31 protein-coding genes are annotated in these 26,384 nt (G+C 30.9%); 13 read left to right on the forward strand and 18 right to left on the reverse strand.

Annotated elements, in window-relative coordinates; all coding sequences use genetic code 11:
• Window positions 1–2: 2 nt before the first annotated feature.
• Together B3792_RS11590 and B3792_RS11595 are read left to right on the forward strand one after the other, a co-directional pair.
• Window positions 3–1,604, forward strand: a complete 1,602-nt coding sequence (locus B3792_RS11590; protein WP_286494915.1) for a S8 family serine peptidase — start codon at window positions 3–5, stop codon at window positions 1,602–1,604.
• 122 nt (window positions 1,605–1,726) lie between these two features.
• Window positions 1,727–3,361, forward strand: a complete 1,635-nt coding sequence (locus tag B3792_RS11595) for a S8 family peptidase (protein ID WP_219033983.1) — start codon at window positions 1,727–1,729, stop codon at window positions 3,359–3,361.
• Between the two features lie 169 nt (window positions 3,362–3,530).
• Here B3792_RS11595 and B3792_RS11600 read toward each other — a convergent pair whose 3' ends face one another.
• The 3 genes from B3792_RS11600 to B3792_RS11610 all read right to left on the reverse strand — a co-directional run bounded on the left by B3792_RS11600 (window position 3,531) and on the right by B3792_RS11610 (window position 6,258).
• A complete protein-coding gene (locus B3792_RS11600; RefSeq protein WP_219033984.1) occupies window positions 3,531–4,184 on the reverse strand; it encodes a dienelactone hydrolase family protein in 654 nt (217 codons plus the stop codon).
• Between the two features lie 100 nt (window positions 4,185–4,284).
• Complete coding sequence (locus tag B3792_RS11605) at window positions 4,285–5,298, reverse strand: beta-ketoacyl-ACP synthase III (protein ID WP_291069636.1); 1,014 nt, start codon at window positions 5,296–5,298, stop codon at window positions 4,285–4,287.
• Window positions 5,299–5,382: 84 nt separating this feature from the next.
• Window positions 5,383–6,258 (reverse strand): DMT family transporter, encoded by an 876-nt coding sequence (locus B3792_RS11610; protein ID WP_280035784.1) that lies wholly within the window; start codon window positions 6,256–6,258, stop codon window positions 5,383–5,385.
• A 173-nt stretch (window positions 6,259–6,431) separates the two neighbouring features.
• Here B3792_RS11610 and B3792_RS11615 point away from each other — a divergent pair, with 173 nt between their 5' ends.
• Entirely contained in the window at window positions 6,432–7,238 is an 807-nt protein-coding gene (locus B3792_RS11615; RefSeq protein WP_125350055.1) for a TerC family protein, read from the forward strand.
• Between the two features lie 32 nt (window positions 7,239–7,270).
• On the opposite strand, the gene B3792_RS11620 is transcribed toward B3792_RS11615, so the two are convergent.
• The 5 genes from B3792_RS11620 to B3792_RS11640 all read right to left on the reverse strand — a co-directional run bounded on the left by B3792_RS11620 (window position 7,271) and on the right by B3792_RS11640 (window position 9,981).
• Entirely contained in the window at window positions 7,271–7,498 is a 228-nt protein-coding gene (locus B3792_RS11620; protein ID WP_125350054.1) for a hypothetical protein, read from the reverse strand.
• 48 nt (window positions 7,499–7,546) lie between these two features.
• Entirely contained in the window at window positions 7,547–7,891 is a 345-nt protein-coding gene (locus tag B3792_RS11625; protein WP_286494920.1) for an arsenate reductase family protein, read from the reverse strand.
• Window positions 7,892–7,954: 63 nt separating this feature from the next.
• Entirely contained in the window at window positions 7,955–8,146 is a 192-nt protein-coding gene (locus tag B3792_RS11630) for a cold-shock protein (RefSeq protein WP_135837000.1), read from the reverse strand.
• A gap of 19 nt (window positions 8,147–8,165) precedes the next feature.
• Entirely contained in the window at window positions 8,166–8,591 is a 426-nt protein-coding gene (locus tag B3792_RS11635) for a cold shock domain-containing protein (protein ID WP_038335861.1), read from the reverse strand.
• Window positions 8,592–8,922: 331 nt separating this feature from the next.
• Window positions 8,923–9,981: a 3-oxoacyl-ACP synthase III family protein gene (locus B3792_RS11640; RefSeq protein ID WP_286494921.1), complete on the reverse strand. Its 1,059-nt coding sequence runs from the start codon at window positions 9,979–9,981 to the stop codon at window positions 8,923–8,925.
• 321 nt (window positions 9,982–10,302) lie between these two features.
• Here B3792_RS11640 and B3792_RS11645 point away from each other — a divergent pair, with 321 nt between their 5' ends.
• From B3792_RS11645 to B3792_RS11665, 5 genes are read left to right on the forward strand one after another with little or no spacing between them, the layout of a single operon-like run.
• On the forward strand, window positions 10,303–10,710 hold the full coding sequence (locus B3792_RS11645) for a DUF6146 family protein (protein ID WP_038335835.1): 408 nt from the start codon (window positions 10,303–10,305) through the stop codon (window positions 10,708–10,710).
• Window positions 10,711–10,743: 33 nt separating this feature from the next.
• A complete protein-coding gene (locus B3792_RS11650; protein WP_038335837.1) occupies window positions 10,744–11,142 on the forward strand; it encodes a hypothetical protein in 399 nt (132 codons plus the stop codon).
• Window positions 11,143–11,184: 42 nt separating this feature from the next.
• Window positions 11,185–12,285, forward strand: a complete 1,101-nt coding sequence (prfB, locus tag B3792_RS11655; RefSeq protein WP_286494922.1) for a peptide chain release factor 2 — start codon at window positions 11,185–11,187, stop codon at window positions 12,283–12,285.
• Window positions 12,286–12,305: 20 nt separating this feature from the next.
• A complete protein-coding gene (trkA, locus tag B3792_RS11660; protein WP_180906656.1) occupies window positions 12,306–13,673 on the forward strand; it encodes a Trk system potassium transporter TrkA in 1,368 nt (455 codons plus the stop codon).
• Window positions 13,673–15,214, forward strand: coding sequence for a TrkH family potassium uptake protein (locus tag B3792_RS11665; protein WP_180906655.1), 1,542 nt, complete (start codon window positions 13,673–13,675; stop codon window positions 15,212–15,214). Before trkA ends, B3792_RS11665 begins: the two co-directional genes overlap by 1 nt.
• Here B3792_RS11665 and B3792_RS11670 read toward each other — a convergent pair.
• Together B3792_RS11670 and B3792_RS11675 are read right to left on the reverse strand one after the other, a co-directional pair.
• Complete coding sequence (locus B3792_RS11670; protein WP_286494924.1) at window positions 15,211–16,185, reverse strand: glycosyltransferase family protein; 975 nt, start codon at window positions 16,183–16,185, stop codon at window positions 15,211–15,213. The two genes, B3792_RS11665 and B3792_RS11670, sit on opposite strands and share 4 nt — an antisense overlap.
• Window positions 16,186–17,010 (reverse strand): UDP-2,3-diacylglucosamine diphosphatase, encoded by an 825-nt coding sequence (locus B3792_RS11675; RefSeq protein WP_038335849.1) that lies wholly within the window; start codon window positions 17,008–17,010, stop codon window positions 16,186–16,188. It abuts the gene before it with no gap.
• A 92-nt stretch (window positions 17,011–17,102) separates the two neighbouring features.
• On the opposite strand from B3792_RS11675, the gene B3792_RS11680 reads away from it, so the two are divergent.
• Window positions 17,103–17,315, forward strand: a complete 213-nt coding sequence (locus B3792_RS11680; RefSeq protein ID WP_180906652.1) for a hypothetical protein — start codon at window positions 17,103–17,105, stop codon at window positions 17,313–17,315.
• 58 nt (window positions 17,316–17,373) lie between these two features.
• On the opposite strand, the gene B3792_RS11685 is transcribed toward B3792_RS11680, so the two are convergent.
• The 3 genes from B3792_RS11685 to lpdA form a co-directional block, all read right to left on the reverse strand.
• A complete protein-coding gene (locus B3792_RS11685; RefSeq protein WP_286494925.1) occupies window positions 17,374–17,919 on the reverse strand; it encodes a T9SS type A sorting domain-containing protein in 546 nt (181 codons plus the stop codon).
• Window positions 17,920–18,069: 150 nt separating this feature from the next.
• Window positions 18,070–18,219 carry a hypothetical protein gene (locus B3792_RS11690; protein WP_280038151.1) on the reverse strand — a complete coding sequence of 50 codons (150 nt, stop codon included), beginning with the start codon at window positions 18,217–18,219 and terminating at the stop codon, window positions 18,070–18,072.
• A 138-nt stretch (window positions 18,220–18,357) separates the two neighbouring features.
• A complete protein-coding gene (lpdA, locus tag B3792_RS11695; protein WP_286494926.1) occupies window positions 18,358–19,749 on the reverse strand; it encodes a dihydrolipoyl dehydrogenase in 1,392 nt (463 codons plus the stop codon).
• Between the two features lie 90 nt (window positions 19,750–19,839).
• On the opposite strand from lpdA, the gene B3792_RS11700 reads away from it, so the two are divergent.
• The gene (locus B3792_RS11700) at window positions 19,840–20,187 is read left to right on the forward strand and encodes a hypothetical protein (protein ID WP_219033995.1); all 348 of its coding nucleotides are present in this window, start codon (window positions 19,840–19,842) and stop codon (window positions 20,185–20,187) included.
• 33 nt (window positions 20,188–20,220) lie between these two features.
• Here the strand turns inward: B3792_RS11700 and B3792_RS11705 are convergent, their stop codons facing one another.
• Complete coding sequence (locus B3792_RS11705; protein WP_291069639.1) at window positions 20,221–21,225, reverse strand: hypothetical protein; 1,005 nt, start codon at window positions 21,223–21,225, stop codon at window positions 20,221–20,223.
• A 131-nt stretch (window positions 21,226–21,356) separates the two neighbouring features.
• Here B3792_RS11705 and B3792_RS11710 point away from each other — a divergent pair, with 131 nt between their 5' ends.
• Window positions 21,357–22,169, forward strand: coding sequence for a WG repeat-containing protein (locus tag B3792_RS11710; RefSeq protein WP_221857095.1), 813 nt, complete (start codon window positions 21,357–21,359; stop codon window positions 22,167–22,169).
• A 35-nt stretch (window positions 22,170–22,204) separates the two neighbouring features.
• On the opposite strand, the gene B3792_RS11715 is transcribed toward B3792_RS11710, so the two are convergent.
• From B3792_RS11715 to prmC, 4 genes are all read right to left on the reverse strand, one after another.
• On the reverse strand, window positions 22,205–22,462 hold the full coding sequence (locus B3792_RS11715; protein ID WP_291069641.1) for a GNAT family N-acetyltransferase: 258 nt from the start codon (window positions 22,460–22,462) through the stop codon (window positions 22,205–22,207).
• Window positions 22,434–22,769, reverse strand: a complete 336-nt coding sequence (locus tag B3792_RS11720; protein WP_291069643.1) for a hypothetical protein — start codon at window positions 22,767–22,769, stop codon at window positions 22,434–22,436. The genes B3792_RS11715 and B3792_RS11720 overlap by 29 nt, the downstream gene beginning before the upstream one ends.
• Window positions 22,770–22,823: 54 nt before the next feature.
• Window positions 22,824–23,351: a hypothetical protein gene (locus B3792_RS11725; RefSeq protein WP_286494928.1), complete on the reverse strand. Its 528-nt coding sequence runs from the start codon at window positions 23,349–23,351 to the stop codon at window positions 22,824–22,826.
• A gap of 123 nt (window positions 23,352–23,474) precedes the next feature.
• Window positions 23,475–24,299 (reverse strand): peptide chain release factor N(5)-glutamine methyltransferase, encoded by an 825-nt coding sequence (gene prmC, locus B3792_RS11730; RefSeq protein WP_125350425.1) that lies wholly within the window; start codon window positions 24,297–24,299, stop codon window positions 23,475–23,477.
• Between the two features lie 92 nt (window positions 24,300–24,391).
• On the opposite strand from prmC, the gene B3792_RS11735 reads away from it, so the two are divergent.
• Window positions 24,392–24,724, forward strand: coding sequence for a DUF3060 domain-containing protein (locus B3792_RS11735; protein ID WP_160279610.1), 333 nt, complete (start codon window positions 24,392–24,394; stop codon window positions 24,722–24,724).
• Window positions 24,725–24,910: 186 nt separating this feature from the next.
• On the forward strand, window positions 24,911–26,371 hold the full coding sequence (locus tag B3792_RS11740; protein WP_291048603.1) for a discoidin domain-containing protein: 1,461 nt from the start codon (window positions 24,911–24,913) through the stop codon (window positions 26,369–26,371).
• Window positions 26,372–26,384 lie beyond the last annotated feature (13 nt).

Raw genomic sequence — 26,384 nt, forward strand, 5'->3', positions numbered from 1 at the left:
ACATGAGAAAATTATTTATTGCTTTAGGATTTGCCTTTACATTAGGGTTTGTTCAAGCACAAACAACAGAAGTACCAAAAGAAAAATGGTATCATGCAGGTGTAGAACAAACAGGTGTTTATGGTGTAAATACTGATCAAGCTTTACAATTCTTAAAAGACAACAAAAGAAAAGCAAATACAATTATTGTAGGAGTTTTGGACAGCGGTGTTGAAAATTTTCACGAAGATTTGAAAGCAAATATGTGGTCAAATCCAAAAGAAATTCCAGGAAACGGAATCGATGATGACAAAAATGGTTACATTGATGACGTACATGGATGGTCTTTTTTAGGAACAGCAAAAGGAATCAATTACAATGATGATACCACTGAATTAACACGTGTTTACAAAGCTTTATCATCTAAATACGCAACTTTCGATCAAAAGAAAAATCATGAAGCTATTGTAAAAAATCCTACTGAATATGCTGAATTTCAAAAAATTGAAAAAGAATATTTAAGCGCTGTAGGAAAAGCAAAATATAACCAACAAGTTGCTCAATCTAAATTGAATGCTGTTGAAGGTGGTGTAAATAAAATGGTTCTTGAATTTGGAGATACTAAATTAACTAAAGATATTTTAAAAAATTACCAACCAACAGATTCTCAAATCTTAGAAGCTTTATGGATTTTTGGTGAATTGAAAGAAGAGCAATGGGTTGGGAAAACGATGAAAGAAGTTTCGAATACCTATTTAGGAGCTGCTCGTCGTGCTGCGAAGGGAGATGCTTTATCTTCTCACTTAAATTTAGATTTGGTTGATCGTAAAGATGTTGACAATCCAAATGATAAAAAAGAGCGTTTTTATGGAAACAGTGATTCTAACGGACCTGAATCTTCTCACGGAACTCACGTTGCTGGAATTATCGGTGCTGTAAGAGGAAATAATATCGGTTCTGAAGGAACGACTGGAGGAAATAATGTAAAAATTATGTCGGTTCGTACAGTTCCAAATGGAGACGAACGCGATAAAGATGTTGCAAATGCAATTTACTACGCAGTTGACAATGGAGCAAAAATCTTGAATATGTCTTTCGGAAAACCTTATTCTCCTGATGCAGATTTAGTTTGGGATGCGTTCAAATATGCTTCTGATAAAGGTGTTTTAATCGTTAAAGCGGCTGGAAATAGCAACGAAGATATTGATGTTCATGTACATTATCCAACTAATTTTAGAAATGGAAATGTTGTTTCTAAATCTGTTCTTACGGTTGGTGCTTCTACTAAAGATCCAAATGCTTTAAAAGCTCGTTTCTCTAACTATGGTAAAAAATCGGTAGATGTTTTTGGACCAGGACAAGAGATTTATGCAACATATCCAGGGGTTGATCAATATCGTTTCTTAAACGGAACTTCTATGGCTTCACCTGCTGTTGCTGGTGTTGCAGCGTTGGTTTGGTCACATTATCCAAAATTAACTGCAGAAGATATTCGTAATATCTTAATGGAAACAGTTAATAAAAATGAGCAATTAAAAGAGATTTCTGTTGCTGGAGGTGTTGTAGATTCTTACAAAGCTGTACAAAAAGCTGAAGAAATTTACAAACAACGTAAATTGAAATAATTTTAAATTTAACACAACATTATAAAAAGGCTTCAAATTTTGGAGCCTTTTTTGCGTTTAAACTCGAGATAATTTTAGATGTAACAATTTCGGTTGTTTCTCGACATATAGATAAATCAATTATGAAAAAATTCTTATTAAGTATATCAGTTGCCATGTTTGTTGGTGTGGCATCGTTCGCACAAGAAACGACAACTGCTCTACCATTGCCTAAAGTTGATCAAAAATATTGGCAACACGAATCTTTAGAAGAAAGTGGTGTTTATGGTGTAAATACTCAAAAAGCTTTACAATTTTTAGAATCAAAAAAACGTAAACCTTCACAGTTAATTGTTGGTGTTTTAGATTCTGGAGTTGAGATTACTCACCCAGATTTAAAAGATAATATTTGGACAAACACCAAAGAAATTGCTGGAAATGGAATTGATGATGACAAGAATGGTTATGTTGATGATATTCATGGTTGGAATTTTATTGGAGGAAAAGATGGTAAAAATGTTGATGGAGATACATTAGAGTTAACACGTCTTTTTGTAAAATACCGCGATTTATTCGAAAAAAGTAAAGATGCAGCTTCTAACAAAACAAAATTCCCAAAAGAATTGGAAGAATATCAAAAAATAAAACCTGAGTTCGAAAATAAATTAGCCGAAGCAAAACAAAATGCAGCGCAATATGTGCAGATGAATGATATTTTCTCAGTTGCATTTCCTGCTTTGATTAAAGAATGGGGCGAAAAAGAGTTGAATGAAAAAAATATGATGTCTTTTAAACCTGTTTCTAAAGAAGCACAACAAGGGATGATTATTTTTGGTATGGTTCCGAAAGAAGCTTGGGAAGGAAAATCAATGAAAGATTTCTTAACAGAAGTTGGAAATGAAATTTCAGAAGGAACAAAATACTACAAAGAACAAGTTGAAATTAACTTGAATACAGAATTAGATCCTCGTCCAATTGTTGGTGATAATTATGCTGATAAATCAGAACGTTTTTACGGAAATAATGATGTAGATGGCCCTGATTCTATGCACGGAACACACGTTTCTGGAATTATTGCAGCAAAATCTGGTAACGGAATTGGAATGGATGGAATCGCTGGAAATGGTTATGTAAAAATCATGTCAGTTCGTACAGTTCCAAATGGAGACGAACGTGATAAAGATGTTGCGAATGCCATTCGTTATGCAGCAGATAATGGAGCAAAAATCTTAAATATGTCTTTTGGAAAAGCTTATTCTCCTGATAAACAAATTGTTTGGGATGCATTTAAATATGCTGAGAAAAAAGGTCTTTTATTGATTAAAGCTGCAGGAAATGAAAACGTAAATATTGATGACGAAATTCACTTCCCTACCGTTTATGACGACAAAGGTGTAGAAGTTTCTAAAAACGTAATTACAGTTGGAGCAAATACAATGGATAATGACAATTTAAGAGCAAGTTTTTCTAATTTTGGTAAAAAGTCTGTAGATGTTTTTGCGCCAGGAAATGAAATATATTCTACTGTTCCTAATAAAGATGGGGAATACAAAAATGAAAGCGGAACTTCTATGGCTTCTCCAGTTGTAGCAGGAGTTGCGGCTTTGGTTTGGGCACATTATCCTAAATTAACTGCAACAGATATCAAACAAATATTGTTAGAATCTGTCAACAAAAATCCTGCTTTAACAGATATTTCTGTAACAGGCGGTGTTGTTGATGCGTACAAAGCTGTTCAATTAGCAGAAAAAATGTATGTTGCTAAAAAATTGAAGTAAGGAAATCTTAATATCACCATTTCTTATAGTATTTAAGTAACAAAATAAACTTGGGTTAGATTCTATTTTTTTTAGAGTCTAACCTTTTTTTGTATAAGATATTTCTTGTACAGATTGAATAAAAATTGTCAGTTCGAGTGATTTTTAGGAAAAATTATAAATGAATCATTTATTTAAAATCATAATTTCTCCTCGCCCATTTTTTACTTGGTTCAATCCATTCATCAAGAGCTTTATAAAGAAAACCATGCTTTAAGCCATTATTTAATTCAATTTCTTTGAAATGATTGATTTTATTGGTTGAATTTTCTTTACGTTTTATAGCTGAAACGCCAAATGCATCAGACTTCTCGTAAATGGTTAAAACATTTCCAGAAAATTTTATATCAGGCATTTCTTCTAAATCACTTTCTTGAAACGAACCAATAAATACATAGTTGATTTGAGGATTATTTTTAAAAGTTGATACATATTGCGCAATGTAACCACCTTTCGAAGTTCCTACAACCGTAATATGATTAGGTTTAACACCTGTATTAATCAAACTATCAATTTGCTTAACAACCTTTTTTGCATATTTTATTCCGTCTGTTTTCGGCTTTCTTTTCTCACTAATCACAATAAAACCGTCTTTCTTGAATGAATTCAAAACTTTAGAATACTCAATTTTAGTTTTATAGACTGTATCATAATCTCCATCGTTATGCGTTTCTAAATATTTATTATGGAGAAAAAAGATATAATCTTGATCCTTTACATTTTTTGATATTTTATGTTGCGAACAACTCATTAAACCAATTATGAGAATCAATAAATATTTCATTAATAATTTTTTAAATCAATCAAATATAACCAAAAAACCCTCACTAAAAAGTGAAGGTTTTTTTTATATTCTAAATTTGTAAATCTAAATTCAAACTTACTTACCAGTTCATCAAAACAGAGCCCCATGTAAATCCTGCTCCAAAAGCAGTCATCATTACTAAGTCACCTTTTTTGATTTTACCTTCTTGTTTTGCTTCACTCAATGCAATAGGAATAGATGCTGCCGTAGTATTTCCGTAACGCATAATATTGTTATAAACTTTCTCATCTGGTAATCCCAATTGTTTTTGTACAAATTGAGAAATACGCAAATTCGCCTGATGTGGAATAAATAAATCTAAATCTTCTGGCTTTTTATTCGCAGTCGATAAAGCTTCGATAATTGATTCTGGAAAACGAGTTACCGCATGCTTGAAAACATAGTTCCCATTCATATATGGATAAATCTCTTTTTTAGTTAACGTATTACCTTCTTTCAATAATTCGTCTGACCAACCTGTTTTTGTTCCAGGGAAAGTAACTGCTAATTCTTCGGCAAATTCACCTTCAGAATGTAAATTAGTCGATAAAATTCCACGTCCTTCTTCTTCCGATGCCGAAACAATTACCGCTCCTGCTCCATCTCCAAAAATTACTGAAACACCACGACCTTCATCCGACATATCCAATCCAAATGAATGAACTTCTGCTCCAATCACCAAAATATTTTTGTAAACACCAGCCTTGATAAAAGCATCAGCAGTTGATAACGCATATACAAAGCCAGAACACTGGTTACGAATATCCATTGCCCCAATTGTACGACAACCTAACTCTTTTTGCACCAATACACCATTTCCAGGAAAATAATAATCGGGAGATAAAGTCGCAAATAATATAAAATCAATATCTTGAGCAGTGATTCCTGCATCTTCTAACGCATTTTTAGCCGCAATAACTCCCAAATCTGTAGACGAAATCTTAGAACCTGGCTCGATATGTCTTCTTTCGACAATCCCTGTACGTTCCTGAATCCATTCGTCATTGGTATCCATCACTTCAGCTAAATCAAAGTTTGTAACAACTCTTTCGGGAACATAATGCCCAACACCTGTAATAATAGAGTGTATCATGTGATTATGGTTTACTTTTCAATTGAAGCAAAGATATTAAATGATAAGCATTCTTTAAAACAAATGCGTCTTTTTGACAATAAATTATTTAGAAAATCTTGTTTTTAATATTCCGTTCATAATGATAGAAAGTACCATTACCCCTGTAGCAATATAAAATATAGGATTCATATGTTCTGAATCTCCAAAAATAAGACTTGCCAAAATGATGCCATAAACTGGTTCTAAATTTACGTTCAACATCAACGTAAAAGCACTAACATGTTTCAGCAAATCAACTGATTCTATTTGTGCAAAAGCTGTAAAAATGACACCAAGCAAAGTCAACCATCCTAAGTTTGACCAACTTATATTTACAACTTCAGAAATAGCTTCTGGCTGAAAAAGAATCATTACCATCGAAAGTGTGATAACTCCACCAATCATTTCGTATAAAGTAACTTTAGTTGGTTTGATTGACTTTGGTAATCTCGAATTAAGCACTGCAAACAATGCCGATAGAAAACTACACAAAATACCAATGATAATTCCCAATTTATAATCTTCTGGTGATGCATTAAAAATAACAGCTACACAAGTGGAAACGATTATAGCAAGAATTATTTCGAGCAGATTAATTTTTCGTTTAAAAAAAATAGGTTCTAAAATCGCACTAAAAAGTGCGCCCATCGACAACGTACTCAACGCAATTGAGATATTAGAAAGTTTAATCGACAAATAAAATGTAAACCAATGTATTCCTACAATTCCACCGATAGCAAGTAATCTCAACAATTCGTTTCTAGTTACTTTGAAATCCATTTTTCTGAATTTCATATATATAAAAACAGCAATAGCCCCAATAAGAACACGATACCAAACCATTGGCAACGCACTCATTGTAACTAATTTTCCGAAAACTCCTGTAAATCCCCAAAGAAGTACGAGAAACTGCAACCGAAGTTGAACTTTTGAAATCATTCTAAGTCTTTTTCGCAAAAGTAGAGTTTAATTCTATATTGCTAAAACGATTTAATTGATTTAATCTGTAAATAATTTTGTATATGTTTTAATGTTAAATTAACATCAAATAATTATTACTCAAACTTTAATTCTTATTCTTCGTTGTATTTTCGAAACTTCAAAATTAATCGATGGATTTTAGTATTTTTTTACAACCAGATGCATTAGTTGCATTATTTACATTAACAATGTTAGAAATCGTTTTAGGGATTGATAATATTGTTTTTATCTCTATTTTGTCAGGAAAATTACCTGCACATCAGCAAAAGAAAGCACAACAACTTGGTTTATTTTTAGCCATGTTTACACGTGTAATCCTTTTATTCTCGTTAAGTTGGGTGATGAGTCTTACCACTCCTCTTTTCAATATCGGCGAATGGATTGGCATTACTTCAACCGAATGGTTAGAAAAATTAGCTATCTCTGGTCGAGATTTGATTTTACTAATCGGAGGATTATTCTTGATTTATAAATCGACTGTAGAAATTCACCACAAAATAGAAGGTGTTGAAGAAACCGGAGGAAAAGTGAAAGTCCATTCTTTTGCAGGAACTATCGTACAAATCTTAATTTTAGATATTGTTTTCTCATTAGATTCTGTAATTACAGCAGTTGGTATGGCAGAACATATTGAGGTTATGATTGCGGCTGTAATTATTGCTGTTGCAGTTATGATGCTTTCAGCAAGTGCGGTTTCTAAATTTGTGAACGATCATCCAACGGTTAAAATGTTGGCTTTATCATTCTTATTATTAATCGGCGTTTCGTTATTAGCAGAAGGGTTTGATCAACACATTTCGAAAGGATACATTTATTTTGCCATGGGCTTCTCTGTTTTAGTCGAATTCTTGAATTTGAAAATGAAGAAAAAACATTCGAATCCAGGAATTGTTCGAAATATGGTTGGTGATGCAGAAGAACAAAACAAAAATATATAATACAAAAAAGAGTTTTTTTCAAAACTCTTTTTTTATTTATTCTCTAAAATAGTTTCGTTTTCAGCTTCAACTTTCTTTTCATATTTTTTTCGGATATATTCTGCAGCCAATGTTACGGCTACTCCACCAATTATTCCATATATTGAACGTTTTCCCAAAAATTTAGCTACCGTTACTCCCGTTGTAGCGGCTGTTGTTAATAAACCTATTTTAGTTCCTTTCTCCGTTTGATTTTTTGTTAATGCATCTAAAATTTTCATAGCTTTTTATGTTTAGTCTTAGAAATACTTACAATTATCAAACCATTTTTATTTAATAAAATTTTCTACCAATTCTTTTGGACGACCTACTATTCCACTTTTTCCATCTGTCACTATTGGACGTTGAATCAATTTTGGATATTCAACCAAAGCATTCAAAATTTCATCATCAGAAAGTTCATTTCCTTTAAAATTTATTTTCCAATCTTCTTCATTTGTCCTTACTATATCAATTGGTTTTAGATTTAGTCTTGTTAAAATAGTTCTCAATTCATCTTTCGTCAAAGGCTCTTTCAAATATTCTCTTATTTCAAAATCTTTTCCAGACTCTTCCAAAACCTTTACTGCATCTCTACTTTTTCCGCAACGCGAATTATGTAATATTGTGTACATAAATACTCTTTTAGAAATTAAATATAGTTCAAAAAAAAGAATCCTTATATAAGGATTCTTTTTTTATTTTCTTTTTACATTAACAGCCATAAGACCTTTTTTTCCTTTTTCAATATCAAAAGTAACTTGATCATTTTCATTTACTTTGTCAATTAATCCAGAAACATGTACAAAAACATCTTCACCTCCGTTTGCGTTAGAGATAAAACCAAACCCTTTTGATTCGTTGAAGAATTTTACTGTTCCTTCTTGCATAGTTGTATATTTAATTAATTTATTTTTTTGATATTTGAATTGCTCTGAATCCTTTTTCAGACATTTCTTTTTTGAACTGTACTTGATCTCCTACTTTAAGTAATTCTTTTGATTCTTTGAAGTGGAAGAAGATTTTATCGTTAGAAGCTGGTACTTTAATAAAACCAAAACCTTTTGAATCGTTGTAGATATCAACCATACCTTCTATAAAAACATCTCTGTTATCAGATTCAAATCTTTTATTATTCAGCAAATCGGCTTCTTTGTCTTGTAAATGAGGTGGTACATCTGTAAAATTACCAAGTACATCAACATAGACAATCATATCTTCTAATGATTTTCCTTTGTTGTTATTCTCTTTTCTATTCTCTCTTTTGTTTAATTTTTCTAATTTTTTTAAAGCTTTCTTTTTGCTATTTTCTTTTTTAGATGTAGAATCTGCCATAAATGTTTGTATAGATTTTTTGTTTTTAATACTGATAAAACCTAAGAAAACATGAATTAATTATCCGACAACATTTATATTATAATGTAGTAAAACTTACAAGTATACGTTTTAGAAAACAGAAGTTAAAATTATATTGACTAGGTCAATTAGTGAATTAAAAAAAGTAAAATAAAGAATACAATTGTAAACTATTAAGACAAAATATCTTCTTAAGTACGTTGCAAAGGTAATAAGTTTTAATGAATTAAATGGTATTAATTTCTAGAGAATTCTATATGATAAAAAGTTCTAATCTAATTGTGATTAGAACTTATCATGATTGATATCGTTAAAATTGGTAAATAAACGTGTTTATATTCATGCCTGCGCCAACAGATGCAAATAATACCACATCGCCTTCATTTATCTGGTGATTTTCTAAATCATTATCCATAATCATTTTCAAAAGAATTGGAATTGTTGCCACACTACTATTGCCAAGTTTATGAATATTCATTGGCATAATATTTTTTGGCACATCTTGATCATATAAACTATAAAAGCGTTTTACGATTGCTTCGTCCATTTTTTCGTTGGCTTGATGAATCACTATTTTACTGATATCGTCAATATTATATGAGCTATCATCAACACATTTTTTCATTGCTAAAGGTACTTTGGATAAAGCAAACTCATAGATTTTTCTACCATACATTTTGATGTATTTGGTATTCGGACATTTTTCTGAATTATACGATTTTCCAAAAAACAGATAATCTTTTTCTTCGTTTGCATAAGAGGCAGATAAATGGGCTTGTATTCCTTTATTGTTTGTAGAAGCTTCTAATATTGCTGCACCAGCGCCATCTGCATATATCATTGTATCTCGGTCGTGTTCATCTACTACTCTCGAAAGAGTTTCAGCACCAATTACCAAACATCTTTTTGCTAATCCAGCTTTTATAAATGCATTGGCTTGTATAACACCTTCTACCCAACCTGGACAACCAAAAATAACATCGTAAGCAACACAATAAGGATTTTGAATTTTCAATAAATTTTTTACTCTTGCAGCAAGACTTGGCACCATATCAGACTGAATCGTATCGTGTTTTACATCTCCAAAATTATGAGCGAATATAATATAATCAATAGTTTCTGCGTCGATATTTGCATTTGTGATGGCTGAAGCAGCTGCCATATAGCCTAAGTCTGATGTTACTTGATCTTTTCTGGCATATCGACGTTCTTCTATTCCTGTTATTTGTTTTAATTTATGCGAAATTGTAGCATTATTTTGATCTAAAATTTCTCCTTGTTCATTAAAAAATTGATGTTCTTCAAAAAAATGATTTGATATTTTTTCAGTTGGAATATATTTTCCTATTCCTATAAAGTGATTTGTCATATATATTTTAGATAACAGAGTTAGAATCTGCTATCGGATACAATCTCGGGATAACTTTAAGAACTATTGCTATAAAGTTACATTTTTAACTTAAACTTTATATTTATACCAAAATTATATCTTATAAAATATTAAATTAATAAATTTCATGATGATAATTTTTCAATGTCTCTTAGATATATATATAATTAATATGAAATAAACATTTATATTTCAGAACTACTATTCATGTAATTCTAAATTATTAGAATATAAGTGTAAATGTAGATATAAACACTTAATATCGTTATTTTTCAATATATTTAATCAAATTAAAAAATTATGAAAAAGCTATTTTTATTCTTCAGCGTTTCTCTCCTATTTTTTGCTTGTACAACCAATCAATCCACACAAAATTCAGTGCCGAATAAAGATGAGAATTCATTAAAATTCGAGCCGAATGAAGATGGCGATTATGATATTGTTGTATTTGATCCTCAATATGATATTTATTTAAAAACAACTGCATTACCCAAAGAATATTATTCAAAAGAATATTACGAACAAAAAAATCGCCAATATGTGATGATTTGGAATCAACGACATATGCAACCAATGACATATAATCCAGATTTGTATGCAGTAAGTATAGATTTAGATCCTTCTGTTGACTATGGTTATGATTTTGAATACAAATTATTTAACTTTTTTCGATTTATTGAACATAAATATCGTGTCAGAATTAGATAATATCGTTTATTTTTGCAAGCTAATTTTAGAAAGATGAACGATTTTTCAATCAAAATATACAATCAAATCATTGAAGCAATTCCAGATTTTACAGGGCTTCACAAAAAAGATACCGAATTATTAGAATTCCATATCGAGAATGAATACAAATCGACTTTTGGTGATCTTTATATTCAGACTTCGGATGATGATAAGATTTGGATCAAATCTTCTTTTCCTTTTACAACTTACGAAGTAGATTCTGTTGAGGAACTTTTGTATATTTTGGAAGGTTTGTTGTTCAACCAATTATTCTGGGTAATTAGTTATGATGATGGTGATTGGGACGATACTTTTTTGATGCTGAAAGACCAAGAAATTAAAACGGAAGACGGTTTTACTTATAAAATTCTTTCTTGGAACGGAAAAGATGATAAAGTGATTAATGCTTAACCTCGTGTTCATAAAATCCCCTATTTTTATACATTTGCAATTATGTTTAACAACGAATTACTAAAAGACATCCAAAAACGTACACAAGATTTGCACGAATATTTGGAAATCGAACAAAAAGAAATCGAAGTTCAAAATGAAGAAGAACACGCTGCTTCACCTGAATTTTGGAACAACCCGAAAGAAGCCGAAGCTTTTATGAAAGTTTTACGTGGTAAAAAGAAATGGATTGATGAATACCAAACGATTGCAAATGCAGTAAATGATGTCGAAGTTTTAGTAGAATTTAACCGCGAAGGCGAGGTAAGTGACGAAGAAGTTATGGAACAATATACTGTTGTTGCTAAGCTTTTAGAAGATATAGAATTCAAGAATATGCTTTCAGAAGAAGGAGATAATCTTGGTGCAATTCTTCAAATTACTGCGGGAGCTGGAGGTACAGAATCTTGTGATTGGGCTTCTATGTTGTTGCGTATGTATTTGATGTGGGCCGAAAAACATGGATATAAAGTAAAAGAATTAAACTATCAAGCGGGTGATGTTACAGGTGTAAAAACGGTAACATTAGAAGTTGATGGCGAATTTGCTTTTGGTTATCTAAAAGGAGAAAATGGTGTGCATCGTTTGGTGCGTATTTCGCCTTTTGATAGTAATGCAAAGCGTCACACAAGTTTCGTTTCGGTTTATGTTTCCCCAATTGTGGATGATACAATCGAGATTGAAATCAATCCTGCCGATATCGAATTACAAACGTCTCGTTCTGGAGGAGCTGGAGGACAAAATGTAAATAAGGTTGAAACAAAAGTTCAGTTAACGCACAAACCAACTGGAATTGTGGTTGTTTGTCAGGTTGAACGTTCTCAATTAGCCAATCGTGAGCGTGCAATGGAGATGTTAAAATCTGAATTGTATAAGATTGAGTTAGAGAAAAAAATGGCCGCACGTAATGAGATTGAAGCAAATAAGATGAAAATCGAATGGGGTTCTCAAATTCGTAATTATGTGATGCATCCATACAAATTGGTAAAAGACGTCAGAACAGGAACTGAAACAGGTAATGTAGATGCTGTAATGAACGGTGATATAGACGAATTCTTGAAATCGTTTCTAATGTTAATGGGACAAAAAGAAACGTCAAAATAGTTTTATCCTAAATTTCTTTCATGAAAATATTAATCGGAGGTGCTGGAGAAGTTGGTTTTCATTTGGCTAAATTACTTTCTAATGAAATGAACGACATCGTCATCATGGACATGGACAAGGACAAATTGTTGATGATCGAAAACTCGTTAGATGTAATGGCTTATCGTGGTGATATTACTTCTTTCAAGGCTTTGCGAGAAGTTGGAATTGATGATACAGATATTTTTATATCGGTCACTCATCTTCAAAACACAAACCTTACAAGTGCTTCGATTGCGAAAGATTTAGGGGCAAAACGCACATTAGCTCGAATTTCGAATCCTGAATTTCTTTACAAAGAAAATCAATTTTGGGTTCAAGGAATGGGAATTGATGCATTAATTAGCCCTGAGAAATTAGCGGCTGATGAGATTTATTCTCTTGTTCAACAATCTGCTTTCAATGCGATGCATCCGTTTGCAAATGGTCAACTTTTTATGGTTGGAACTGTTTTGGATGCGGATTGTAAAATTTTGGACAAGCAGTACAAAGACATGTATTTGACGACGAAAGGTGGCGAAGACAATCTTTTGATGCCAATTGCAATAATTCGTAGCAACGAACGTGGCGAGTATCAAACCATTATTCCTGAAGCTGAAACTGAATTTAGAATAGATGATCACGTTTATTTTATTGTCAAAAAAGCTGGAATTTTAGAAGTTTATAAAATCCTTGGAAAGAAACAAGAATATTTCAAAAATGTAATTGTTTTGGGAGGAGGAAGTATTGGTGTCAAAGTTGCCAAACTTTTAAAAGACAACAAACACAACGTTAAGTTATTAGAAATCAACAGAAACAAAGCTTTTGATTTAGCTGATGATTTAAATAACATTTTGATTATCAATGGTGATGGTCGAGATGGAGAATTGTTATTGGAAGAAGGTATTTCTGATTCGGATGCTTTTATCGCTGTGACAGGAAGTTCGGAAACGAATATTATGTCATGTCTTTTGGCAAAATCAAAAGGCGTTAAAAAAACAATTGCTTTGGTCGAAAATATCGACTATATACATCTTAGTCAAGAAGTTGGAATTAACGCTTTTATCAATAAAAAACTCTTAACCGCAGATAGTATTTTCCGTTATATTCGACAAGGTTCTGTGATGGATGTAACAGGAATTTCTGATTTAGATGCTGAAGTTTTAGAATTCCGTATTCACGAAAATTCTGAAATCGCATTCAAAAAAGTAAGCGATTTTCCGTTTAAAGAAGGTGCTATTATTGCTGGAATTGTTCGCAGAAATGATGGATTTATTCCAACAAAAGATTTCATTATCGAACCAAAAGATCACGTCGTTGTTTTTAGTCAAGCGAATTTAATTCCAAAAGTGACCAAATATTTTAAATAATGAAATCACTTAACATCAAAGTAATCCTGAATCTTTCGGGTGTTTTATTACTATTAAATGCGCTCTTTATGTTTATTGCAACATGTGTCAGCATTTATTTTAATGATCATCTACTCTACCCTTTTTTAGTTTCGGGGAGTTTAGTGGGATTGTCGGGAGCTGCAATGATGTATTTTACGCGTGACAGAAGAAAACACATCAACAAACGCGAAGGTTATATCGTGGTTTGTGTCGGATGGCTTTTCTTGATTCTTTCGGGGTGTTTACCCTATGTTACCTCGTTAATATTTCTACCAAACGATCATATCATCAATGAAAATTTTAGTTTTGTCAACATTATTTACGAAACCGTTTCTGGTTATACAGCGACTGGGACATCAATTTATGATGATGTAGAAAGTCTCCCAAAAAGTATATTATTTTGGCGAAGTACAACCAATTGGATTGGTGGTATGGGGATTATCGTTTTGACGATTGCGATTTTACCGTTTCTTGGAATTGGTGGTCGACAGCTTTTTATGGCAGAAGCGCCTGGAATTTATACGGATAAAATTCACCCTCGAATTACAGAAACAGCAAAAAACCTTTGGTTAGTTTATTTAGGCTTAACTGCTTTTTTTGCGATGTTGCTTTATTTTGGTGGAATGAATTTATTTGATGCTGCAAATCATTCGATGAGTGTGATTGCAACGGCAGGTTTTTCTACTAAGAATGAAGGTTTGATGTATTGGAATAACAATATTTTTATTCAATATGTATTAATCGTGATGATGTTTTTGGGCGGAACAAACTTCGCATTGATTTATTTATTGATTAAAGGACAATTCAAAAAAGTATGGAAAAATGAAGAATTCCGTTGGTGGGTTGGTTTACTTGCTGTCGTTACATTTATCGTTTTTGTTGTATTATTTTTCAATATTTACCCTAGTTATTCCGTCGAAACCTATTCGTGGTTTAATTTCGAACATTCATTCAGAAGTTCATTATTCCACGTTGTATCTATCGCATCTACAACAGCTTTGGCAATGGAAGATTACACAAGTTGGTTAACCGTAACCACACTTATTTTCTTCTCTTTGTTCTTCATCGGAGGTTCGGCAGGTTCTACATCTGGAGGAATTACAGTTATTAGACACGTCATTTTATTAAAAAATAGTTGGATCGAATTTAAGCGTATTTTACATCCAAACGCAATTATTCCTGTTCGTTATAACAATCGTTCGCTTAACCAATCTATTGTTTTCCACGTCATGGCATTCTTTGTCATGTTTATGTTTACATGGATTGTGAGTTCTATTTTGTTTGCGCTTTTGAATTATGGTATAACAATGAGTTTCCAAGATATTTTGGCCTCTTTAACATTAACTGCTTCCACTTTAGGAAACGTAGGTCCGGGAATTGGCGAATTTGGTCCGGGTACTTCAATGAATTCTTTAACGGATAGTGCAAAATTATTATGTTGTTTTTTAATGGTTTTGGGACGATTAGAGCTTTATACAATCTTAATTTTATTTACGCCTGCTTTCTGGAAAAATAATTAATGGGATGCTTCTAAAATTACTTTCTGAATGATTTCTTCGGTTTGATCTGGGAAATCTTTCTCAATAATTTTATTCGAATCCACCCAACGTTGCAATTGTGCTACATTCAAATCATATGAATAATCAACGCCAATCATTTTTAAAGCTTCGCAATTACATAATTGTTCGTATTGACCTTTAATCGGAATCACAAAAAGCTTCTTTTTAAGATAAATACTTTCGGCAGGCAATTCGAAACCAGCACCGCACAAAACTCCTTTACAATTTTCTAAAGTTCTAGTAAAAAGACGTTCATCAATTGGATAAATTTGAACATTAAATTGACGCGTAACATCTTTCACAAAAGGTGAAAAAACTTTCCATTTTGAATCTTTAATCAGTGATAATTTCTCCATAATTTCTGTTGGATGAAAACTTGGTAAATACACCAAATAGTAATCTTTTCGTTTTGGACGCAATGCTCTAATTTTATCTCGAATGATTGGTAAAAAAATAGCATCATTATATTCTTCGAAATGAAAACCGTAATACTTAGAAGTTGGTGCGTAATATTTTAAAATCGTTTCGCCCGTTTTATTTTTCACTGTTGGTGTTTCATCAAATAAAAATGAAGCTTGATGACTCAAACCAACAATATTTATCTTTTTCTTTCGAGCTGCATGTGCCGTAATTGGCTCAAAATCATTAATAATTAAATCATATTTTTCAATTGGAAAATGATTCACTTCATTCCAAAAAGATTTAAAACTATTCTCCTTAAAAATTCGTTTATACGAAACTTTCCCAAGCTGATTATAAAACAACGACAAGCCATTGTGATGTTTAAATTGATAATTTTCGAGTTGTAATTGTGAATTAGAACCACTCACAAAAACATTCAAATCTCCATATTCTTCAAGGATTGGTAACATTTTTTGCGCACGAGCCAAATGTCCATTTCCTGTTCCTTGCAAAGCGTATAAAATTTTCATTTATTTTTTATTGAGAATTGAAACAATCAGTTCATCTAACGAATAATTGAACTCGATTTCTTCTAAATTTTGCATCAAAGTATGTTTATGTTCTTCAAAATAAAACACTGACCAATTTCCGTCTACACATTCTAAAGCAGATAAATTCTCAATCCAATCCCCCGAATTCATATAAACACAAATTCCTTTATCCGTTTTTACTTTTCGCAATTGTGGTTGATGAATATGTCCACAAACTACATAATCATATTCATTTTCGATCGCTAATTCGGCAGCAGTTTGTTCAAAATCATTGATATGCTTCACCGCTTTTTTCACTGAATTTTTAATCTTTTGAGATAACGAATAACGTTCTCTTCCAAAAAACTCTAAACATTTATTGATAAAATAATTCAACTGAATTAATTTATCATAACCCCAACCACCTAATTTCGCAATCCATTTCGAATGTTGAATCGATGCATCAAACACATCTCCATGAAAAATCCAAGCGACTTTATCATTTTGTTTCAACATATATTTATCCGTTAAAAGAATATTTCCAAAACGCATTGTGGTAAATTTACGTAACAATTCGTCATGATTTCCTGTTATATAAACGATTGGAATTCCTTGTTCTGAAAGATTTAACAAATAACTAATAATTTGAAGATGCGTTTCTGGGAAATAACTTTTCTTAAAATTCCAAATATCCACAATATCACCATTGAGAATAATTTTTTTTGGATTGATTGACTGTAGATAAGCTAACAGCTCTTGTGCTTTGCAACCAAAAGTTCCTAAATGCACATCCGAAATAACAACAACATCAAGATTACGCTTCATTGATTTTTATTTAAATTTCGAAATCAAATATTACTTAAACGTTTTTTTAATCTTATGAAATCTTTATAAATTTGAGTCTAAATTGTAAAGTTATGAGCGAATTGAAATTCAAAACAAATATAAATTGTGACAGCTGTATCAAATCTGTAAAACCTTTTTTGGACGAAGCTGTAGGTAAAGACAATTGGAAAGTTGATACTTCTGATGAACGAAAAGTACTGACTGTGACAACAACCGAAGATGAAGAAGAAGTTGTAGAAGCTGTGACAGATGCAGGTTTTAAGATTCAGAAATTAGAAGAATAAATAAAAGCGATTCAGTAAACTGAATCGCTTTTTTGTTAGATTAACAATATATTCTTTCTTATTTTTTTACTACTTTTTGAGTAGAAGATTTTCCGTTAGAAGTAGTTTTAACTACATACGTCCCTTTAACTAATGAAGAAACATCTACATTTTGAACACCTTTAACTTCGAAAGATTTTACCAATTGTCCGTTAATATTGTAAACTTCTACAATTGTTTTATCTTTTACATTGAAAGAAGCTGTATTTGTCCATAATGTATTAGAAACTGCTTTAGTTAATGTTAAATTATCTGTACTCAAATTTGTACAAACATTTGCAGCCGTTTGTCCATTTCTAGGAGCAGCAGCAGCTACGTCAAAATCATTCTTATTATCATTTGTATCTTGACATCCTTTTAACTTTCTTTGAGCAGAATCAGTATTAGATAAAGCCGCAGTAGGACCAGATCCTTCATATTCATTAGACGTTCCAAAACCTACAAAATCAACGATATCTTTATCTGTTACATCAGTTATTGGATCAACATTAGATACAAGTGCTACTTTACCGTTCATGGCTCCTAATGCAAGAGCTGTAGCAGGAATTTGGTCTGGAGTTGGCAATGCATCTGTTCCACTATTACCTTTAGCTTGTTGAATTAAATAATATTTACCTGGCTGAATTGTAATATCTGCTAATACTTGTGTATTAGCTGCACTAACATTACCTGTAGCAGAAGCATATTGAAGTGAATGACCTTTTAATGTAACAGCTTAAGAGCCTCTATTAAACAACTCAATAAAATCATGCGTATATTTTGCGCCCGAATTTCCTCCTCCACCATAAACTTGACTAATCACAACTTGTCCAAATGATAAAGAAGATAATGCAGTAATTACTACTAAAGAATAAAATTTTTTCATATTATATCTGTTTTTAAATTATTATTATAAAGATAGTTAAAAAACAAATTCAATATACATAACGCAAAAAATTAACGATTTGGTAAAATAAAAAAGCAGCCAAAAGGCTGCTTCAACTATAAATTTTAAATTTATTTCTTAGATATGAATTGCATGTCCATATGCATCTTCTACCGCTTCCATAATAGCTTCTGCCATTGTAGGGTGCGCGTGAACAGATTTCATAATTTCATGTGCAGTAGTTTCTAATTTACGGGCTACAACTGCTTCTGCAATCATTTCAGTAACTCCATCACCAATCATGTGACATCCTAACCATTCACCATATTTCGCATCAAAAACTACTTTTACAAAACCATCAGCAGCTCCGTTTGCAACAGCTTTACCGTTTGCAGAGAATGGGAATTTTCCTACTTTTACTTCGTATCCAGCTTCTTTAGCTTTTGCTTCTGTTAATCCTACAGATGCAATTTCTGGAGAACAATAAGTACAACCTGGGATGTTTCCGTAGTCGATTGGTTCTACTTTTTCACCAGCAATATGCTCAACACATAAAATACCTTGTGCAGATGCTAAGTGAGCTAAATCTGCTCCTTTTACAACATCACCAATTGCATAATATCCTTTTACAGATGTTTCACAAAAATCATTGATAACTATTTTACCTCTTTCAGTTGCAATACCAACTTCTTCAAGACCAATATTTTCTGTATTTGGAACAACTCCTGCTGCTGATAAAACAACTTCTGCTTCAAGAATTTCTTCTCCTTTTGCAGTTTTAATTGTTGCTTTTACTAAATCTCCAGTTGTATCAACTCCTGTAACTTCTGCATTTGTTAAGATATTGATTCCAGATTTTTTAAGAGATAATTGTAATTGTTTCGAAATATCTTCATCTTCAACATTTACAATGCGTGGTAAAAACTCTACAATTGTCACTTTTGTTCCTAATGTATTGTAGAAGTGAGCAAACTCAACTCCAATCGCTCCAGAACCTACAACAATCATTGATTTTGGTTGCTTTTCCATTGCTAATGCACCACGGTAACCAATTACTTTTTTACCATCTTGTGGTAATGCAGGTAATTCACGAGAGCGTGCACCAGTTGCAATAATTATATTTTCTGAAGATAATTCACTAACAGAACCATCTGCTGCAGTAACTTTTACTTTTTTTCCTGGTAAAACTTTTGCTTCACCTTGAATTACTTCAATTTTGTTCTTCTTCATTAAGAATTGAACACCTTTACTCATACGATCCGCCACTCCTCTACTACGAGAAACAACATTTCCAAATTCGAATGAAATATCTGAAGGTAAGTTAATTCCAAAATCTTCTGCATGATTTAAGTATTTGAATACTTGAGCAGATTTTAATAAAGCTTTTGTAGGAATACATCCCCAGTTAAGGCAGATTCCACCTAATTCAGCTTTTTCTACGATTGCTACTTTTTTACCTAATTGTGCTGCTCTAATTGCTGCAACGTATCCTCCAGGACCACTTCCAATAACTATAATGTCGTAACTCATTTTTTCCATAATTTGAATGCTAATTTAATAATTATAACCCGAAAAAAAAGGAATTCCTTAAAATAGATTAAAATTTCTTACTTTTGCACTGTGAAAATATTCTTTGAAAATTACGCTGACGACTTACAGGTCGAAACTGAATTACCTTTAGAAGGTAGTTTATCACAAGCTATTGAGATTTTTCATAACCTACCTGATTATGACGGAAGTTATATTGGTTTGATGAATCAAGATGGGAATACTGTTCAGATTTCGAAATATGATCGATTTTTATTTTTAGTAGAAATCCCTGTTTACCAAGAACAAGCTTCATATTCAGTATTATTTACTTATTTTCAAGTAATGCAATTATTAGAAGATTTATACAAAGGATTTGATCCTTATAACATAAAAGGATTGAAATTTGAACAGTATTTAACAAAAAAAGCAACGAAATAATCGTTGCTTTTTTATTTTTATATTATTTAGATTTTACTGCCAAATATATTTCTCACCTAAACTTAACGTTGATTTCATCACATATTTTCCTTCCTCATTTTTTTCAGTTAATACTAAAATAGGATAATATTCACCTGCGGGAACCAATTTTGTGATATTTGTAGTAAAATTTAGCTTTTCAATTTTAGTAAAAGCAGAAATTGGTGAAACATCTAGATTTAGAAGTTCAAATCCATCTATTTCTTTAATTCCTGTTATATTTTGATTTGAAAAATATACCATTAATTTTAAGTCATTTGTAGGTTTATAATCTAAATTCTGTATAGAATTATCAACTCCACCAATTGTAACCATCAACGAATTGAAATCAATTTCTAATTTCCAACCTCCAACTAATTTTAGTTTTTTATTTACATTCGCTATGTTCAAAGAACTTTCTACAGGTGTATATATATCAGATAAAGTAGCGTCTATATTCTTTGTAGAAGCTAAAGTATTAGCATCTGTAACCTGAGGTAATTCTACAATCTTTACAACTTTATCAATTAAAATATTATTAGATTCTAAAGAAATTTTACTACTCAAAACTTTATAATTCAAAATAGAACCTGATTCTTTTTCTTTCAATAACAAAACTGGTGTATAATCTCCTTGTGCTAATGTTTCAAGATCTGAAGCTTTAAAAGTAATAGTAACGTTATTGAAGCTTGTTCCATTTCCTTCTAACTGCCCTAATTGTGCGTTTGTATTGATTTTATTCGGTAAATTATATAAATCTACAGATGTTTTTGATGGAGCAAAATATAAATCAAGAAATAAAGTCTGACTTGTTTTGTTTAAATAATTTGTCAATTTTCCTCCAGATATTTTATAGTTAGATGTATTTCCATCATTCGAAATTTTCCATACTCCTTCAAAAGAATAGTCTTTATTTATCGTAGTCGGTAAATTAATAATGTTTATACCATCTTGTTGAGCTGTAACAAAACTACTCATTATAATAGTTGCAGTAAAAAATAATTTAGTAAAAATATTCATAGGTTATATTTTAAGCTTTCCTACAAAAGGAAGAATTTAATTTACAAAAAGTGTTTAAAATTGGATTTTTTAATATTTATATACAAACTATTAATTTTTGATTAATTAATTTTACGTCGAATTATAGAATTATGACTAAAATATCACCAAAAGATACAGACCAGTTTGACAATTTTGTTCACAAAGAAACAACAACATTTGAAGATTTAACTGTTTTCGATCGCAACAATTTGGCACCAATATCTATTGATAATCAATTTGGTTTAATAGATAAAGAAGGAAATGTAATTATTCCGTTTCAATATCAAAAACTTGTGCTCACAACTGTTAATGCCTATAGCGCGCAAAAGGAGAATAAGTGGGGAATTATCACAAAATCTAACCAGATTTTGATTCCGTTCGAATATGATTTAACAAGTGATTTTATTGAAAATATTTGTGCTGTAAAAAAAGATGGAAAATGGGGTTTTATTGATTTATTAAATCAAGTTGTGATCCCGTTCGAATATGATGGTTGTACAGATTTTAGAGCTGGTTTAGCTGGAGTTGAAAAAGATGGAAAATGGGGAATGATTGATAAAAATAATCAGTTGATTATAGATTATCAATACGAATATTTAACGCCAGTCGATCAAAATTTTGCCACTTTTGGAGAAGCTACTTCACTAAAAATTGAGCGTCCAGATATATTAGCTTATTTTCCATATTTCTTATCAAAAGAGAATTATTTGATGCATTTTGGTTTAATTTCAACCAAAAACGAACAAATTTTAGGTCCAATTTCTGAATTACCAATTTTAGAAAGTTTCGAGAATCAAGCTGTTATTCGTCAAAATTATCAATTAGGTTACTTAAAAAATGGAAAAGATTTTGTGAAATTTGAACAATTTACAATCGATCCGTACGAAGAAAAAATCTTAACACAATTAGGAGTAATGAAATAAAAAAAGAGCTTTAAGAAAAGCTCTTTTTTTATTATCTATTGTTTTGGTTTATACTGCATATATTCATGATTTTCGCTCATCAACATTTTTTCCCCAACCACTTCAAAACCTTTTCTTTCGTACAATTTCTTTGCATTTGGGTTTGTAAAATCGACCAATAAACCTAATGTTTTGCCTTGCTTATTTCCTATTTCATCAATCAAATAATCCAATATTTTAGAACCTATTCCTTTCCCTCTAAAATCTTCAGAAACTGCAATTGTGTCAATATATATCACCTGCTTGTGTTTCATCTTGCGGATGAATAATTTGGTTATAATCATTTTTCAATAATTCTAAAACAGGTTTTCGAAGTTCTTCTAATTTTCCTCCGTCATAAAAAGTTGTTGTTCCAGCAAATTGATTATCATATTCTACAACAACTGTATTTTGATAACTATATTGATTTTCTTCTTGTTCAATTAATTTTTTCAAGAATAAAACTCCTTCTTCATAATCTGTTTTTCCGATAAAATCATAAACGATTTTATCCATCGCTAACATCATCAATCTTGCAATTGATAACGCATCTGTCTTTGTTGCTTCTCTAAAATTTAACATAAAAAAATAGCCTTGAGATTTCTCAAGGCTAAGTTAGCAATAATTATTTTGAAATTATTTCGCTTTTAATTTATCTAACGTATTGTTATATCCTTCTTTTGCTTTTTCTCCAGCTTCTTTCGCTTCTGCTTTCACATCTTTTGCAGCTGCATTGATATCAGCTTTTGCATCTTTTGCAACAGTTTTAATATCTTCTTTTGCTTGATTAGCTTTTGCATCTACTTTATCTACAGTATTATTCACTCCATCTTTTACATCTTGCGCAGCATTATTTACAGCAGCTTTTGCATCAATCCACGCTTTATTAGCATCGTCATAAGCTTTTTGTGCAGCTTCTGTTGCAGCTTTATCACCTTTCGCTTTTGCTTCATCTAAAGCTTTTTTTGCTTCGTCTACTTTCGCTTTTGCATCAGTTTCTGATAATGTAGTTGTTGTAGTTGTCGTTTCTTTGATAACAGTCGTAGAATCATTCGCTAATGAATCTACAGTTACATTAGTTTCAGTTGTTTTTGAAGTTTCTTGTTTACAAGAAGTAGCAAATGATAATGAAGCAACTGCCACTAATACAAATAATTTTTTCATAGTTGTTTTTTTTTATTGTTTTAATAATAGAATCAGTTCTAACAATTTTAATACCAAATTGCGAACGATTATTGAATTAAAATTAAATCTTTTCAGAAAATAAAACAAGATTCTTATAGATAATTATTGATTAGAAGCACTTAGCATACGATCATTTCCAGAAATATCTTTATGAATGATTACATTTTGATAAAATTTTTGAAATAATTGTTTTGTCTCTTTTCCTAAATATTGATTGATTTCACAATAAATTTTACCATTCTCTTTCAAATGATTTTTAGCAAAATCTATTACTCGTTCATAAAAAATTAAAGCATCATCATTTTCAACAAAAAGCGCCAAATGAGGTTCAAAATTCAAAACATTTTGATGCATTTCTTTTTTTTCAAGATTTCGGATATAAGGTGGATTTGAAATAATTACATCAAATTTATGGTTTAATTGAATGTCTTCCAGTAAATTATTGTGATAAAAATTTATATTAACTTTTAAATTTTCAGCATTTGATTGTGCTATTTTCAATGCATTTTCAGAAATATCTAATGCTGAAACATTTGCATTTGGAAATAATTTTGCCAACGAAATAGGAATACATCCTGTTCCTGTTCCTAAATCAATCATAGAAATATCTTGATTTTGAGCATAATCATTTCTAATTAATTCAACCAATTCTTCCGTTTCTGGACGAGGAATTAATGTATGTTCATTCACAAAAAAGAAATCGTTATAGAAAAAAGCTTTTCCAGTAATATGTTGTATAGGTTGACCTTTTTTTAATTGTTCTAAATCTGATAAAATTTCAGTCGTTAATTCAATTTCATCTCGGCTAGATAAATCAAGATTCAACTTATCTTCTACATAAATCATGAAAATATGAGAAGCTTCTTCTTTATCATATAGTAATTGCAATTTATCTAAAAACAATTGTTTTAGCTCAACTAAAGTCATTTTGTTAAATTTTTGTAAAGTTAGATTTTATTAATTGAAAGTGCACGATTCTTGATTTCTAAAAAGTAACCAAAAAAGAAATCACAATGAAAATGAATAAATTATTATGTGCTGTTACGATGTTATTTATTAGTCACCTTTCTTTTGCGCAGATAGAAATTGATGGAAATAATAAAAAACTAACGTTAGATTGTAAGGGACAAAAAGTAGAAGTTGGCGGAAGTGGACATGTGATCAATTTGAAAGGAGATTGTACCAAAGTTGAAATCATGGGAACAAATAATACAATATCTGTTAATGGATTAACTTCTGCTGAATTAGCTGGCGAAGGAAATACATTATATTATCGTAAAGCATTATCTAAAAATGGTAAATTACCTCAAATAATTGAGGGAAATAATAATACAATTATCAAAAAGCAGTAAAAATCTTTTCATTTATTATGTCTTTAATAGTTAGAATCTCTTTCTTAATTGTATTATTAAAGAAAGGGATTCTTTATTTCTTAACATTTCCTTATTTTTTTTTCAAATTGGTTCCTAGCTGATTATAAATAAAATGTATTAATTAACTTGTCTAAACAACAGAATATCAATTAACACAAATTATTTATGAAAAAAAATTACTTCCTACTAAGTATGATTTTACTTGGTATAGATTCTTTTGCGCAGGAATACAAAATGCCCGTTTCTAGTGTTACTTCTAAACAAGAGGCACAAAGTGGTAATGAAGCTACTTTTAGCGCAGATGGTATATTAACGACAATGTACCATTCTAAATGGAATCAAAATGGAATCCCAGATCAATTAGATTTTAGTTTCAACAGTCAAGTTAAATCTATAAAATCCCTTGCCTATTTTCCAAGGCAAACAGGTACTAATGGAATTTGGACAAATGTTGAAATTTTATATTCAACTAAAGGTGATCCAACAAATTTCAAAACAGCGACTACGAGTGCTATAACATGGGCTGGAGATTCTACATCTAAAAAATTTGATTTTGATAAAGAAATTATCAATCCAGCAGTCATTAGAATAAAAGTGAATGCTGCTCTAGGAAATTTCTCGAGTGCTGCGGAAGTTGAGTTTTACTCGTCTGATCAAATTACTCCAATAGCTTCGGAGTGTGTAATACAAACAAATGAGTTCTCAAACTATAAGGATATGAAAGTTTCTCCATTAGTTACAGGTTCGTCAGCATCAAGTTTTCAAACAGGGGAAAACATAGAGCAATCATTTGATGGAGATTACAATACGCTTTATCATTCTAACTACAATTCTACTGAAAAAATTTTCCCTATTTCATTAATTTATGCTTTTGATGGAAACACACCATTAGATTATATGATCTATTATCCAAGAAATGATGGTGGAGTAAATGGTTTATTAGGAAAAGTAAAAGTTAGTTACAATACTATAGCTGACCCTACTTATATTGAAATTTCTACACAAGATTTTACGCAAACAAATGATGTAAGAAATATATCTTTTCCATCACAAATAAAACCTTCTTCTATCAAATTAGAAATTTTAGATGGCAAAGGAAATTTTGCAAGTGTTGCCAAGATGGAATTTTATCAAAAAAATTCAAACAAGTTTGATCAGAAAAAGTATTCAACAATTTTTAAAGATGATTTATTCTCAGAATTAAATTCAGGCGTAAATCAACAAACAATTGATGGAATTACTACATCTCCTTTTGTTAAATCTTTAGCACAATGTTTATTAGATAATAAATACAAAAAAATAGATCGTGTTAACGAACATAAAGCATATAAAACAATAGCTTCTATCAATAAAGAATACAAAATTGGAAATTACAATGCTTACGAAAATCCAACAGGAATAGTTTTTTCGGAAAAAACAACTAGCGTTATGTTTGTAAGTGGTATTCCTTCTGGTGAAAGTGTATATTTACGTGTTAGAGATTCTGCTAACGAAGCAAATGTAACTGATATCTCCTACCCTTTATCAAATGGAATAAATGCTATTGAAATGAAAAATAATGGATTAGGATATATTTCTTATTATTCTGATTCTAATAATCTACCAAATATAAAATTAAATGTGTAATCTTCCCTAAAAA

Origin of the sequence: Empedobacter sp. UBA5924, assembly GCF_002431085.1 — a bacterium.
Taxonomy (GTDB): Bacteria; Bacteroidota; Bacteroidia; order Flavobacteriales; family Weeksellaceae; genus Empedobacter; species Empedobacter falsenii_B.